The sequence below is a fragment of the Methylobacterium sp. 4-46 genome, from assembly GCF_000019365.1.
Classification (GTDB): domain Bacteria; phylum Pseudomonadota; class Alphaproteobacteria; order Rhizobiales; family Beijerinckiaceae; genus Methylobacterium.
This window is the reverse complement of record NC_010511.1, coordinates 4613453-4626648: the sequence shown is the minus strand read 5'-3', so window position 1 is coordinate 4626648 and position 13196 is coordinate 4613453. Positions and strand designations below refer to the sequence as shown.

9 protein-coding genes and 1 tRNA gene are annotated in these 13196 nt (G+C 71.9%); 3 read left to right on the top strand and 7 right to left on the bottom strand.

Annotated elements, in window-relative coordinates; translation table 11 throughout:
• Positions 1-66: 66 nt before the first annotated feature.
• The 3 genes from M446_RS20020 to M446_RS20010 all read right to left on the bottom strand — a co-directional run bounded on the left by M446_RS20020 (position 67) and on the right by M446_RS20010 (position 5193).
• Entirely contained in the window at positions 67-1875 is a 1809-nt protein-coding gene (locus M446_RS20020) for a hypothetical protein (RefSeq protein WP_012333926.1), read from the bottom strand.
• A 4-nt stretch (positions 1876-1879) separates the two neighbouring features.
• On the bottom strand, positions 1880-3751 hold the full coding sequence (flgK, locus tag M446_RS20015) for a flagellar hook-associated protein FlgK (RefSeq protein WP_012333925.1): 1872 nt from the start codon (positions 3749-3751) through the stop codon (positions 1880-1882).
• A gap of 71 nt (positions 3752-3822) precedes the next feature.
• Positions 3823-5193: a flagellar hook protein FlgE gene (locus M446_RS20010; protein ID WP_012333924.1), complete on the bottom strand. Its 1371-nt coding sequence runs from the start codon at positions 5191-5193 to the stop codon at positions 3823-3825.
• Between the two features lie 237 nt (positions 5194-5430).
• Between M446_RS20010 and M446_RS20005 the strand changes: the two genes are divergently transcribed.
• Both M446_RS20005 and M446_RS20000 read left to right on the top strand, forming a co-directional pair.
• Positions 5431-5898 carry a BLUF domain-containing protein gene (locus M446_RS20005; RefSeq protein WP_012333923.1) on the top strand — a complete coding sequence of 156 codons (468 nt, stop codon included), beginning with the start codon at positions 5431-5433 and terminating at the stop codon, positions 5896-5898.
• Positions 5899-6021: 123 nt separating this feature from the next.
• Positions 6022-6474 (top strand): response regulator, encoded by a 453-nt coding sequence (locus M446_RS20000; protein WP_012333922.1) that lies wholly within the window; start codon positions 6022-6024, stop codon positions 6472-6474.
• A gap of 43 nt (positions 6475-6517) precedes the next feature.
• Here the strand turns inward: M446_RS20000 and M446_RS19995 are convergent, their stop codons facing one another.
• Positions 6518-8143, bottom strand: coding sequence for a peptide chain release factor 3 (locus tag M446_RS19995; RefSeq protein ID WP_026190756.1), 1626 nt, complete (start codon positions 8141-8143; stop codon positions 6518-6520).
• 134 nt (positions 8144-8277) lie between these two features.
• Positions 8278-9039, bottom strand: coding sequence for an SDR family oxidoreductase (locus tag M446_RS19990; protein WP_012333920.1), 762 nt, complete (start codon positions 9037-9039; stop codon positions 8278-8280).
• A 117-nt stretch (positions 9040-9156) separates the two neighbouring features.
• On the opposite strand from M446_RS19990, the gene M446_RS19985 reads away from it, so the two are divergent.
• A tRNA-Gln gene (locus M446_RS19985) sits at positions 9157-9231 on the top strand.
• A gap of 893 nt (positions 9232-10124) precedes the next feature.
• Here M446_RS19985 and M446_RS19980 read toward each other — a convergent pair.
• Together M446_RS19980 and M446_RS19975 are read right to left on the bottom strand one after the other, a co-directional pair.
• Positions 10125-11417, bottom strand: coding sequence for a M16 family metallopeptidase (locus M446_RS19980; RefSeq protein WP_012333919.1), 1293 nt, complete (start codon positions 11415-11417; stop codon positions 10125-10127).
• A gap of 44 nt (positions 11418-11461) precedes the next feature.
• Positions 11462-12841 carry a M16 family metallopeptidase gene (locus M446_RS19975; RefSeq protein ID WP_012333918.1) on the bottom strand — a complete coding sequence of 460 codons (1380 nt, stop codon included), beginning with the start codon at positions 12839-12841 and terminating at the stop codon, positions 11462-11464.
• Positions 12842-13196 lie beyond the last annotated feature (355 nt).

Sequence of the window (13196 nt, the reverse complement as noted above, 5' to 3'; positions counted from 1 at the left end):
TCCTTCCCGGCTGCCGGCTCGGACGCGAGCGCGGCGGAGAGCGGCCGCTCCCCGCCGTGCTCCCGGCTAAAGGTAGTTCGTGAGCGACAGCTTCGCCAAGGTGGCGGTGGTCTGATAGCTCGCCTGGAGCTGCGTCTGCAGGGCGAGGAGCTTGGTCGCGACCTCCTGCGTGTCGGCATTCTCGACCCCGGCGAGGGCGTTCTGCAGGACGAGGCGGGTCTGGCCGTTCTGCGTCTTCTGGGCGGTGATCCGCCCGGAGGCCAGGGTCAGATCCGTGCTGATGTCCTTGATGGTCGGGCCGTGATCCGGGCTGAGCAGGCTCTTCAGCCGGTCCGAGAAGGCCGCGTAGCGCGCGTCGTCGCTCGATGCTTCCTGGAAGCTCAGGCTCGCCGCCACCGCGAGGCCCGCCATCGCGTCGCGGAGCGGCGCCTCGTTCGCCTGCACGCCGATCCCCACCGTCTCGTTGTCCGAGATCCGCACCTGAGCCGTCTCGCGCGGATCCGCCGAGGTGTCGTCGCCCCGGTACCAGATCACCGTCCGGCCGCTCGGATCGGCGAGGTAGCCGGCGGCGTTGCCGGCGGCGTCGAGGGCGACCCGGCGCGGCGCGAGCCCGGGCGAGGCGGACGCGGCGAAGAAGTCCGAGGAGGCCCGCACCGCCGAACTCGCGGCGAGGTCCGTGGTCGCGGCGGTGTCGAGGGCGCTCCCGAGGGCGTCCGAGAGGTTCTTCGCCGTGTCCGCCGCCGTCGCGCCGATCGCGAAACTGCCGGGCGCGGTCGCGCCCGCCGCCGCGGCCGTCAGCACGATGACCTTGCTGGTGCCGTCGCGCAGCCCCACCGTGACCCGCACCGTGTCGCCCGGGCTCGGCTGGGCGTTCACGGCGACGGAGACCGAGGCGGGGCTGCCCCCGCCGAGCGCGGCGCTCGCCCCGGGCGGGGCGGCGCTCTGCACGCCGATCACTTGCACGCCGGCCACTTGGCGGCCCGCCAGCGCCGCGGAGAGATTCGCCGCGCTCGCCGCCGCGTTGGCGCCGATGGCGAAGCCGTCGCCGCCCGCAGGCCCGCTGCGGGCCGTGAGGTCGACGAAGCCCTGGCTGCCGTCCGGGTTCTGAACCGTGACCCGCACGATGTCGCCCTCCTTCGGCTGGCTCGCGAAGGCGAGACTCGCGCTCGCCGCGGTGCCGGCCACCGCGGTGACGGCGATCGCCGAGGGGTTGGAGCTGGTGGCGCCCGCCAGGGTGAAGCCGAAATTCGCCCGCACGGACGGGTCCTGGCTCTCGGCCAGGGTCACGGCGCTCCCGCTCCGCGCGAGCGAGAGCCGGCCGGTCCGGGGCGTGCCGGTGCCGAGATCGGCGCTGCGGCGCTCGGCGATCACCGCGCCGAGCCCGTCGCGATGCGCCGCCGCATCGCCGTTCAGGATCGCGTCCGCGGTCGCGACCGGGGCGGTGCCGGTGGTGCGCCCCCCGAACAGGTACTGGTTGCCGGTCTGCTGGTTGAGCGCGTCGACGAGGCCCCCCAGCCGCCCGGCCGCGATCGCCTTGAGGTTGGCGCGCGCGACGCCTCCGGTCTGGGTGCCGGGATTGGCGAATTGGCTCCAGGTGTCGGAGGCGAGCTTGCCCGCCTGCTGGACGCTGGCCCCGGCGAGGTCGAGGCGCGTCTTCGCGAGGTCGATCGCGGCGTCGGAGGCGTCGAGGGCGGAGACCTGCGCGTGCGCGGACAGGCTGGTGCTCCGCGCCGTGCCGAGCGCCCCGTAGGTCTGCGCCACCTTGCCGGTGCTGAGCTGCGTCGAGAGCCCGTCGAGCTGGCTCTTGAGGCCGATGAGCCTGCGGGCGTTGAGGTCGCCCGCGTAGGTGCCGGCCGCGTAGGGAGAGATCGTCATCGCGTCAGATCCGCATCAGCGTGTCCAGGACGTCCCGGGCCGCCGTCAGCACCCGGGCATTGGCGCTGTAGGCGGATTGGAGCTGGATCAGCCGGGAGAGCTCCTCGTCGATGGTGACGCCGGACGTCTCGCTGAAGCGGCCCTGGGCCGTCGAGAGGGCGATCTTCTGCCCCTCGTCGAGCTGGCCCGCCTGCGCGGCGGCGGCGCCCTGCGCGGCGATGACCGCCTGCGCGAAGGCCTGCACGCTGGCGCGGGCGGGCGCCTGCACGCCGCCGATGCCGCTCGCCGCCGAGAAGGTGCGGCTCTCGCGGGTGAGCGCGTCGGCGAGGAAGCTCGGGCGCGCCGCGTCCGCGTCCTGGGTCCCGTCCGCGGAGGCGACGAGGCGCGAGGTGTCGGCGGCGATCGCCCCGTTGACCGCGAGCCGCTGGGCGAGGCCGGTGAGGTGCGCGCCGCCCTCGAACGAGCCCGTGTAGACGCTGCCGCCGTGGCCCGAATCGACGAAGAGCGGGATCTGCGGCGCCCCGTTGCGCGTGTCGGTCGGGCTCGTCGGCACGGTGATCGAGGCCGAGGCGGAGGTCAGCGCGACGCCGCTCGCCAGGATGCGCACGGCGCCCGCGGCGCCGGAGGGGACGGCGCTCACCGTGAAGCCGGGGCCGAGGGCCGCCGCGATGGCGCCGGCGTAGGTCGAGGAACCGCCCGAGATGTCGAAGGGCACCACGAGGGCGGTCGGGTCGTCGGTCAGGGCCGGGTCGATCGGGCTGGGGGCGTTCCCGCCCGTCGGCACCAGGATGACGTTGCGGTTCACCCCCGCGGCGCTGCGCAGGCCGAGCGTCACCGCGTTGCCGGCCTGGAGGCCGGTGAGGTCAATGTCGAAGCCGCTGCCGGCCGCGCCCGTGGCGGGCGTGCCGGTGGCCTGCCGGTCGCTCATCGCCCGCGACAGGCCGGCCGCGAGGTCGTCGAGCTGCCGCTGCGCCTGGACCAGCGTGTCGTCGCGCAGCGACACCGCCGCGGCGATCGCGCCGGAGCGGATGCCCTGATCGGCCAGGAGGTCGATGCGGGCGCCGGAGGGCGTCACCGCCGTGATGGTGCCGACGCCCCGCGCCGTCGCGTCCGTGCCGTAGCGCGATGAGGGGCCGAGCGCGCCGCGCCCGTCGAAGCGCAGGCTGGCCGCCGCCCCGTGGTCGACGAGGGTGACGCCGGAGCCGGTCTGCACGGAGACCGTGCCGTCCGCCGCCGGACTCGTCTGCACGTCCATGTACTTGGCGAGGTCGGTGATGGCCTGGTCGCGCTGGTCGGCGAGGTCGGCCGCGCGCGAGTCCCCTGCCCCGCCGCCCGCCGCGGCGATCCGCAGGTTGAGGTCGGCGATCCGCGACAGGAGGGTGCTGGCCGAGGCCACGTCCGCGCCGAGCTGCGTCTCCAGCCCGCTGCGCAGCTGCTGCACCCCGTTCGCCGCGTCCGCGACCTTGCCGGCGAGGCGCCCGGCGGCGGTCACCGCCGCGGAGCGGTTCGCCGCCGAGGCGGGGTCGCTCGCCAGGGTCCGGAGCGAGGCCGCGAACGCGTTGGTGATGCCGTCGAGGGCGGAATCGCTGCCGGGCGGGCCGTACAGCGCGTCGATCTGCGCGTGCACCGAGGAGACGAGGTCCGTGTAGGCCGCCCCCGCCGTCTCCAGGCGGAGCTGCCGCAGGGCCGAGGCGTCGAGGGCGCGCGTCACCGTCCCGGTCGCGACGCCCGAATTCCCGGGCTGCGAGACCGGCGTGAGCGTGCGCCGGACGTAGCCGGGCGTGCCCTGGTTGGCGACGTTCTGCGAGACGATCCCGATCGCGGCCTGCGTGACCTGCAGGCCGGCCGCGGCGGTGTTGAGCGCGTTCAGGGCCATGGGCGCACCTCGGGCGGGAGCATCGCAGGGTCAGCGCGGGGCCGGTCCGGAGGGCTGCCGCGCCGGCCCCGTCACCGGATGATGTTGACGAGGTCGGACATCATCTGCTGGGCGGTCGACATCACCCGCGTGTTGGCCGAATAGGCCTGCTGCGTGATGATGAGCTTCGAGAACTCGTTGGCCGTGTCGGTGTTCGACTGCTCGACGTTGCCGCCCACGACGGTGGTGCCGGCGAGGCCCGAGACCGGGCCGCCCGATTCCACCGTCTGGGCGTAGTTGCCGAGCGACTCGGCCTTGAGCGCGTCGGGGGCGTTGAACCGGGCGATGCCGACCTGCGCGAGGGTGGCGGTGGTGCCGTTCGAGTAGGTGCCGGTGACGCGGCCGTCGCTGGTCACCGCCAAGCTCCTGAGCGTGCCGGAGGCGGAGCCGTTCTGCTGCAGGGTATTGGTCGTCACCTGGCCGCCCGCCGCGCCGTACTGGGTGAGGCCGCCCGACGCCGTGTTCAGCGTGAGCGTGCCGAGCGGGACGCCGTCGACCGTGACGTTCGGGATCGTGGCCGAACCGCCGGCCGGCGTCGTGAGCTGGCCGCTGGCGTTGAACGTGAAGGCGGTCCCCGCATTGGTCCAGGCGGTGGCGGTCGAGTCCGTGCCGTTCTGCTTGGCGTAGAACAGGTTCCAGGTGTCGCCGGTGCCCGCGGCGCTGTCCGCGGCGGCGACCTTGGCCCAGCGCAGCTGCAGGTTCACGGGCCCGCCGGCCGCCGAATAGGCGGTGAGCGACCCGCCCGAGAGGCTGGAGGCGAGGAAGCTGCCGCTGTCGGAGGCCGCCACCGTGGCGGGGCTCGCGCTGGTGCCCGACATCACCCGCACGTCGCCCCCCGCGAGGGCGCCGAGCACGGCCGGTCCCGTGGTGCCGGGCGTGCTCGGCAGGTTGGCCGCGTAGCTGATGGTGGTGGTGGCCTGGGCCGGCAGCGCTTGGTTCCCGATCCGGATGACCCCGTTCCCGGTCGCCTGGCCGGTCCGGGGATCGAGGCTCTGGCCCACCAGGTAGGAGCCGGCCCCGTTCACGAGGTAGCCGTCCTTGTCGACGGCGAAGTCGCCGCGGCGGGTGTAGAGGTCCTGGCTCGTGAAGCTCGGCTGCCCGCCGCTCGTCGCGCTCGGGGTGCGCACCACGAAGAAGCCGCCCCCGTTGAGCGCCATGTTGGTGGTGATGCCGGTCGAGGCGATGTTGCCCTGCAGCGTGTTGGTGAACTGGGACGAGGCCGCCACCGAGCCGCTGGTCTGCCGGTCGTTCGGCTGCTCCGCCAGCAGGTCGGCGAAGGTCGTGTCGATGCGGCGATAGCCCGTGGTCTGGGCATTCGCGATGTTGCCCGAGATGTTGTTGAGCGAGAAGGCCTGGGCCTGGAGGCCCGAGACCGCGGTCTGCATCGCGCTGAAAACGTCCATCACCGCACTTCCTGGCCGCGTCGGTGCGGGGATTGCCGCAAGCCCGGTGCCAAAGCCAAGTCATTGATATTGCTAGGGCTCGACCGCCCGCAGGGCGGCAGATCCTGCCCAGCCGGGCCGGATGGCGGGCACATTTTGCCGGGACTTTTCCGCAACGGCACAATGCAGGAGGGCGTCTTTACCCGCCGTTGAGCGCGGGCCGGCTATGCAGGGGGGCAACCCCGGCGGGCTCGACGCATGCGCAGCAAGCGGAACAACCTCATCCACCTGATCTACTTCTCGCGCGCGCTGCTCTCCGCCGAGCCGGGGACGCGCGCGCGGGAACTCGGCGAGATCGCCCGCCACGCGCAGAAGCGCAACGAGTTCTCGGTCATCACGAGCTTCCTGCTCCTGGAGCAGGGCTACTTCATCCAGGTGCTGGAGGGCGAGCGCCAATCCGTGCAGGACACCTTCGCGCGCATCGCCAACGACCGGCGCCACCGCGACGTCCAGATCATCGAGTGGCGCGAGATCGTCAAGCGCGAGTTCTTCACCTCGTTCAACATCGTCCAGCGCAACGCGGCGAATGATGCCCTGTTTCAGAAGGCCAACATCCTGCCGATGCTCCAGCGCGGAACGCCGAAGGCGGGAATCGTCCACAATCTCGCGCGGGCGTTGCAGGCCGACTCGATGGCCAAGCAGGGCATCGATCACCTCTTCGTCTGAGGCTCGACGGGGAGAGGTGACGGATCGGCGTAGCGCTTCCTCAATCATTTTGCGGTGGTGTTCGCCCATCGCACGCGCCGCCCTCGGCCGGCGCGTCACCGCAAACAGGTCTGGTTGGTCCGCATGAGCGACGCTCCTCCGATCCTCATCGTCGACGATCAGGTGAAGCTCCTTCGCCTCGTCACCGAACTGATGAACCGGCTCGGCTTTCCGGAGGTCGACGGGGCGACGGACGGGCCTCAGGCGCTCGAGATGCTCCGCGCGCGCAAGTACGGCCTCGTGATCTCGGACCTCGACATGGAGCCGATGGACGGGATCCAGCTCCTGCGCGAGATCCGCGCCGACGACACCCTGGTGAACACGCCCTTCATCCTCACCGAGACGGCCTTCGGGTTCGAGGACATCAACGTGGCGCACCTCGCGGGGGCCGACGCCTTCATCCTCAAGCCCTTCGACCTCGCCCTGCTGAAGGCGAAGCTCAAGCAGGTGCTGAACCGCCGCCCGCGCAAGCGCGAGCGCGTTCCGCCGTCGGATTCGCCGCTCACGAGCGAGTTCCCGATGCTCGGCAAGGTCTGAGCCGCGCGGGCGCCGCCGGCGCCGAACGCGGCGCCCCGGCCGGTCAGGCCGCGGCGCGCTTCTGGTAATCCTTCACGTCGGAGAAGCGGATCTCGGTCCAGCGCTCCTGCTCGTAGCGCAGCGAGAAGGCGGTGGTCGCCATGAAGACGGGGGCTCCGTCGAGGTCGGCGGCCATGGAGGAGCCGTGCGCGCCCACGAACTTGTCGAGCTCGGCGGGGTTCGCGGCCTCGATCCAGCGGCAGATGGTGAAGCGCGTCGCCTCGTAGTCGATGGGCAGCCCGTACTCGGCCTGGAGCCGCTCCTTCAGCACGTCGAGCTGCAGCGCGCCGACCACGCCCACGATGGCGGCCGAGCCGTCATGGGGCAGGAAGAGCTGCACCACCCCCTCCTCGCCCATCTGCTGCAGGGCCTCGCGCAGCTTCTTGGCCTTCATGGCGTCGGTGAGCTTGATGCGCCGCAGGATCTCGGGCGCGAAGCTCGGCACGCCGCGGAAGACGAGGTCCTCGCCCTCGGTGAGGGTGTCGCCGATGCGCAGGGTGCCGTGATTGGGGATGCCGACCACGTCGCCCGCATAGGCCTCGTCCGCGATGGCGCGGTCCTGGGCGAAGAAGAATTGCGGGGCGGAGAGCGAGATCGGCTTGCCGGTGCGCACCAGCCGCGCCTTCATGCCCCGCGACAGCCGGCCCGAGCAGACCCGCAGGAAGGCGATCCGGTCCCGGTGGTTGGGGTCCATGTTCGCCTGGATCTTGAAGACGAAGCCGGTCATCTTGGGCTCGCCGGGCTCGACCTCGCGCCGGTCGGCCGATTGGCCGCGCGGCGGGGGCGCGACGCTGGCGAGCCCGTCGATCAGGTCGCGCACCCCGAAATTGCGCAGCGCCGAGCCGAAGAAGACCGGGGTGAGGTGCCCCTCCCGGAAGGCCGCGAGGTCGAAGGGCTTGCAGCCGGCCGCGGCGAGTTCGGCCTCCTCGCGCCAGGCCTGCGCGGCGCCGGGCTCGGGGAGGAGCGCGTCGAAGAGCGGGTCGTCGAAGCCGGAGACCGGCACGGTCCCGGCCTCGTCGGCCGCGTCGAGGCGGCGCACGCGGCGGGCGGCGAGGTCGTAGGTGCCCGCGAAGCTGCGCCCGCGCCCGATCGGCCAGGTCACCGGGGCGACGTCGAGGGCGAGCGTCTTCTCGATCTCGTCGAGGAGGTCGAACGGGTCGCGGGCCTCCCGGTCGAGCTTGTTGACGAAGGTGACGATCGGGATGTCGCGCAGGCGGCAGACCTCGAACAGCTTGCGGGTGCGCGCCTCGATGCCCTTGGCGGCGTCGATCACCATCACGGCGGAATCGACCGCAGTGAGGGTGCGGTACGTGTCCTCCGAGAAGTCCTCGTGGCCGGGAGTGTCGAGCAGGTTGAAGACGCAATCGCCGTACTCGAAGGTCATGACCGAGGTCACGACCGAGATGCCGCGCTCCTTCTCGATGCCCATCCAGTCGGAGCGCGTGGCGATGCGGTTGCGCTTGGCCTTGACCTCGCCGGCGAGCTGGATCGCGCCGCCGAAGAGCAGCAGCTTCTCGGTGAGCGTGGTCTTGCCGGCATCCGGGTGGGAGATGATCGCGAAGGTGCGGCGGCGCGCGACCGGGTCGGCGGGCCGCGTCGGCGCGGTCGTGGGATTGGTCTGCATCAACATCGGAACGGGACAGGCTGGGGCTGCGGGCGGCGGGGTGGTGAGCGGGAGATGGGGTGCCGCGGGCGCCGCGTCAGCGCCCCCGCTCCCCCTCCCCATAGCGCATGGGCGGCGCCCGTTCCATGGCGGGTGCCGCCTCAGCCGCGGCCGATATAGGGCATCTTCGTCGCCATGACGGTCATGAACTGCACGTTGGCGTCGAGGGGCAGGCCCGCCATGTAGACGACGGCATCGGCGACGTGGCGCACGTCCATCACGGGCTCGCTCCGGGTCGAGCCGTCCGCCTGCAGCACGCCGCTCTGCATCCGGGCGGTCATCTCGGTCCCGGCATTGCCGATGTCGATCTGCCCGCAGGCGATGTCGAAGGCGCGGCCGTCGAGGGAGCTGGAGCGGGTGAGCCCGCTGATCGCGTGCTTGGTCGCGGTGTAGGGCGCCGAGTTCGGGCGCGGCGCGTAGGCGGAGATCGAGCCGTTGTTGACGATGCGCCCGCCGCGGGGCGACTGCGCCTTCATCAGCCGGAAGGCCTCGCGCGTGCACAGGAAGGCGCCGGTGAGGTTGGTATCGACCACCGCGCGCCACGTGGCGACGGGCAATTCGTCGATGGGCACGGGCGGCGCGCCGATCCCGGCATTGTTGAACAGGAGGTCGAGCCGGCCGAAGGTCTCGACGAGGGCGGAGAACAGGCCGGCGACCGAGGCCTCGTCCCCGACATCGGTCGGATGGGCGAGGGCGCGGCGGCCCTTCGCCTCGATCTCGGCCTGGACGGCCGCGAGGGGTTCGGGCCGGCGCCCGGAGAGCACGACGTCGTAGCCGGCCCCGGCGAGGCCGAGGGCCACCGCCCGCCCGACGCCCGACCCGGCCCCCGTCACCAGCGCGATCTTCTGCGGCCCGTTGCTCATCGGCGTCCTCCCTGGGCTTCGCGGCCCTCTCCCGGGGCTTAGCACCGGGCGCGGCGCGGCTCCACCGGGTGGTTGCCACGCCCCGCGCGCGCCGCTATGGAAGCCGCATCCCCGCGGTGGGGCGTCGCCAAGCGGTAAGGCAGCGGTTTTTGGTACCGCCATTCCCAGGTTCGAATCCTGGCGCCCCAGCCAAATTTTCCTTTGTTTTCCTGTGCTTGCGAGCGCGGACATCGCGGACAAGACGGAACAAAGGGTGTTTTCGGACGCACAGAAGCCGGCACAGGTCGGCACAGGCTTCGCTCTGCCGACTGCCGGGTAGCGCCGGCTGCACCTGGACGAGGCCGGCACAATTGTCGGCACAGCCTCAGTGCACCAGTTCTGGCCCTTGCGGGTACCTTCCGGCAGGGCCTTACCCGGGAGCATGAGCCCCGCTGATTCGTCCTCCCCCCACCGTCCTCGAATGGTCCCGCGGCCTCGCCAGCCTCTCGCCCGGCCAGGCGCCCTGCCCCGGATTCCTCCCGGAGGATTGGGCGACCACCCTGGAGAACTGCCGCCGCTTCGTGGACGAGTTCGGGCCCGAGGCCGATCGGCTCGGCTGGGACACCAGCACCCTGTTCGGGGTCTATGATCAGCAACCAATTCGGACTGCAGTGGCCCCACGGGTTGAGGTGGAAGTCCGGCCCGCAGGCCCAATCCACCTTCTGGACGGTGTCGCTCTCCACAGCCGCGCTCAGCAGGGGTGAGACCGGCGCGGCCTGTGCAGCACCCGCAAAGTGGGGCCGCCGAGCATCGCGGCAGCCATTGCAAGTACGCTCAAGCTCCTCACGACCTCCATCAACGTTCGTCGATGGCCCTGCCGGCCGACCCTGCCGCGAGCGTGCGCCCGCGCGCCTGAAGCGTTGCTGATCCCAAGCGCCAGCGCACTCACCGTCCAGCCCTGCGCCAGCCGCGGTACGATGAGCTATCGACTACGGAGGGGGCATTCTGGTGGGCGTCCATCCGAGGCTCCGCGAGCCGGGCTGCAGGTGTGGCAACCACAGCCTCGCTCCCAACCCTCGGATGGACAACCTCCATAGCAACAACAGCTAGATCTCGGTCGGGCGCCCCGCGGCCACCACCAGAAGGCGGCCGTCGCCGAGGGTGCGGGCGGCGGCGCGGCGGATGTCGTCCTGGGTCACTGCGGCGATCAGGCCGTTGCGGCGGCTGATATAGTCGATGCCGAGCCCCTCGAAGGCTACCTGGACGAGCCGGCCGGCGATCTCCGTCGAGGTGCCGAAGCCGAGCGCGTAGGAGCCGGTGAGGTTGTCCTTGGCCTTCTGCAGCTCCTCGTCGGAGGGCCCGTCACGGGTGAGCCGCGCGATCTCCTCGCCGATCACCGACAGAGCCTCGCCCACGCGCTCGTTCTTAGTGGCAGTGTAGCCCCAGGTCATCGAGGCGGCCCGGTGGCTCACCAGGGAAGTGCCTACCGAATAGGCAAGGCCGCGCTTCTCGCGCACCGCCTGGAACAGCCGCGACGTGAAGGCGCCGCCGCCCAGGATGTGGTTGAGCACGCAGGCCGGGAAGTAGTCCGGGTCGCGCCACGGCACGCCGTCGGTGCCGAAGCGGATCACCGATTGCGGCACGTCGAGATCCACCACGACCCGGCGGCCGAGGCCGGCGATCCGCGTCGGCGGCACCTCGGCGAGCGGTCCGCCCTCGGAGAGGCGGCCGAAGGCCGCGTCGAGGGCCCGCTGCAGCGCCGCCTCGCCGATCGCGCCCACTGCCGCGACCTTGACCCGCGCGCGGCTGATCAGCCGGCGGTGCAGCGCCACGAGGTCGCCGCGGGTGATGCTCGCCACGCTCTCGAGCGTGCCCCCGGAGGGGCGGCCATAGGGATGGCCCGGATAGGCCTCGGCGAAGAAGCGGCGCGAGGCCATCACGCCCGGGTCGTTCTGCTGGCGGCGGATCCTCATCAGCATCTGCGCGCGCGCGCGCTCGACCGCCGCCTCGTCGAAGCGGGGCTCGGCGAGGGCGAGTGCCAGAAGCTCGATCGCTTCGTCCGCGTGCTTGACCAGCATCCTGAGCGAGCCGCCGATGGCGTCCGGCCTGGCGTGGAAGTTCAGTTCGATCGCCCGGGCGGCGAGCCGCTCCTGGAAGGCGTCCGAGCCGTAGGGGCCGGCGCCCTCGTCGAGAAGCCACGACAGCATCTGCACCGCGCCGGACTTGCCCTCCGGGTCCTGGGCGGCGCCGCCCTCGAAGGTGAAGGCGAGCGCGACCAGCGGGACGACGGGGGACTCGACGTGCCACGCCTCGACACCGCTTGCGGCGATCACGGACCTGGCCTTGACCGGGGAAGAGGGGGTGGCGAGGGCGGCAGTCTGGATGCTGGGGTCGGCCATGGGGACCTCTTGTCTTGGTTCAGGTCGGGGGCGGGCGGCAGCCGTCAGGCGACGGCCGCATCGGCCTCGTGGGCCTTGATCAGGTAGCCGGTCACGGAGCGAGCCGGGGTGAGGTAGCGCTCGGCCGCAGTCGCGAGCCGGTCCGCCTCCACGGCCTCGATGTCGGCGGGCCAGCGGCGCACCTCCTCGATGCTCTTGCCGATGGCGAGCACCGTGCCGTAGATCCTGGCGAGGTTGAACTGGTTGTCCGAGGAATAGACCATCGAGGCGACGAGCCGGGTCTTGGCCCGCTCCACCGCCTCGGGGGCGAGAGCCTGAGAGGGCAGGCGCCGGAGGGCCGTGTCGACCGCCTCCTCCAGCTTCTCCAGGGAGACGCCCTCGGCCGGCACCGCGTAGACCGAGAAGCGGGTGTCGTCCTTGGCCGCGCCCACGTACCAGGCGTGGGCACTCACGGCGACGCCCTGCTCCATCACCAGCGAGCGGTAGAGGTAGGAGGTCGGCCCGCCGCCCATCACCTCGGCGAGGAGTTCGAGGGCGTGCTCCTCTCCCTCCCGGGCGGTGATGCAGGAGGGCGCGAGGTAGTAGCGCTGCAGCGTGGGCTGCTCGACCTTCGGATCCGCGACGCTGAGGCGTCGGGCGGCGCGGGGCTCGGGCTCGCGCGGGCGCAGGCGCACCGGGCGCTCGCCGCGGGGCGCCACCTGCCCGTAGGTGGCCTCGGCGAGGCGGCGCACCTCGTCGGCGGTCACGTCGCCTGCCACGACCAGGATCGCGTTCTCGGGCGTGTAGAATCGCCGGTAATAGGCGAGCGCGTGGGCGCGGTTGAGCTCCTCGATCTCATGCATCCAGCCGATGATCGGGATGCCGTAGGGGTGGTGGACGAAGAGCGAGGCCGCCATCGCCTCGGAGAGCTGCGCGCTCGGGTCGGTCTCGACCCGCATGCGGCGCTCCTCCAGCACCACGTCCCGCTCCGGCGCGACGACGGACTCGTCGAGGACGAGGCCGGTCATCCGGTCGGCCTCGAACTCCATCATGGTCTTCAGGTTGTCGCGGGCGATGCGCTGGTAGTAGTTCGTCAAGTCGAAGGAGGTGCCGGCGTTCTCCTGCCCGCCCAGGCTCGACACCGTCTTCGAGAAGGCGCCCGCCGGGTGCTTCGCGGTGCCCTTGAACATCAGGTGCTCGAGGAAATGCGCGATGCCGGACTGGCCGAGCGGATCATCGGCCGAGCCGTTGCGGTACCAGATCATGTGGGTGGCGACGGGCGCCCGGTGGTCGGGGATGACGACCACGTCGAGGCCGTTGTCGAGGGTGAAGGACGCGACCTCGGGCCCGCCCGCCTCGGCCCGCCCGTGCGGCGCCGCATCGAGGCGCAGGGCGGGGCCGGGTCTGCCGGTCGGGTGGGGGAGAGAGTGCTTCCGCGGTTTCATGCTGATTTCCTTGAAGAGGGGCCTTCGCAACGGCCCGTAATGAGCGAGGAGCGTCCGTGTGAACGGAAGCCTCTCGGATCGATGTGCTCCGCCGGGCACGATCCGGATGAAAGGCGGTCCATCACGTCTTGGTTGTCGTACTGACCTCGGGGCCTGGCTGATCCGCCGCATCCCCGGGAGCGCTCCGGGCCGGGGCGGCCTGCATGCGCCCAGAGCCTCGCCCGAGGATCATGCCGGACCTGCACCGTTCCTGATCGCGGCGCGCCGGCCGCGGCCCGGCCGGAGCGCCTCGTCTGCCTTGTCGAACGAGACCGGGAGGCTCCCACGGTCGAACCGGCGCGGATGTCGCGCGTCG

Bases quoted from the DNA above. Each gene is read 5' to 3' on its own strand.
- M446_RS20020 (WP_012333926.1), bottom strand. From the start codon at position 1,875: ATGACGATCTCTCCCTACGCGGCCGGCACCTACGCGGGCGACCTCAAC.
- flgK (WP_012333925.1), bottom strand. From the start codon at position 3,751: ATGGCCCTGAACGCGCTCAACACCGCCGCGGCCGGCCTGCAGGTCACG.
- M446_RS20010 (WP_012333924.1), bottom strand. From the start codon at position 5,193: ATGGACGTTTTCAGCGCGATGCAGACCGCGGTCTCGGGCCTCCAGGCC.
- M446_RS20005 (WP_012333923.1), top strand. From the start codon at position 5,431: ATGCGCAGCAAGCGGAACAACCTCATCCACCTGATCTACTTCTCGCGC.
- M446_RS20000 (WP_012333922.1), top strand. From the start codon at position 6,022: ATGAGCGACGCTCCTCCGATCCTCATCGTCGACGATCAGGTGAAGCTC.
- M446_RS19995 (WP_026190756.1), bottom strand. From the start codon at position 8,143: ATGTTGATGCAGACCAATCCCACGACCGCGCCGACGCGGCCCGCCGAC.
- M446_RS19990 (WP_012333920.1), bottom strand. From the start codon at position 9,039: ATGAGCAACGGGCCGCAGAAGATCGCGCTGGTGACGGGGGCCGGGTCG.
- M446_RS19980 (WP_012333919.1), bottom strand. From the start codon at position 11,417: ATGGCCGACCCCAGCATCCAGACTGCCGCCCTCGCCACCCCCTCTTCC.
- M446_RS19975 (WP_012333918.1), bottom strand. From the start codon at position 12,841: ATGAAACCGCGGAAGCACTCTCTCCCCCACCCGACCGGCAGACCCGGC.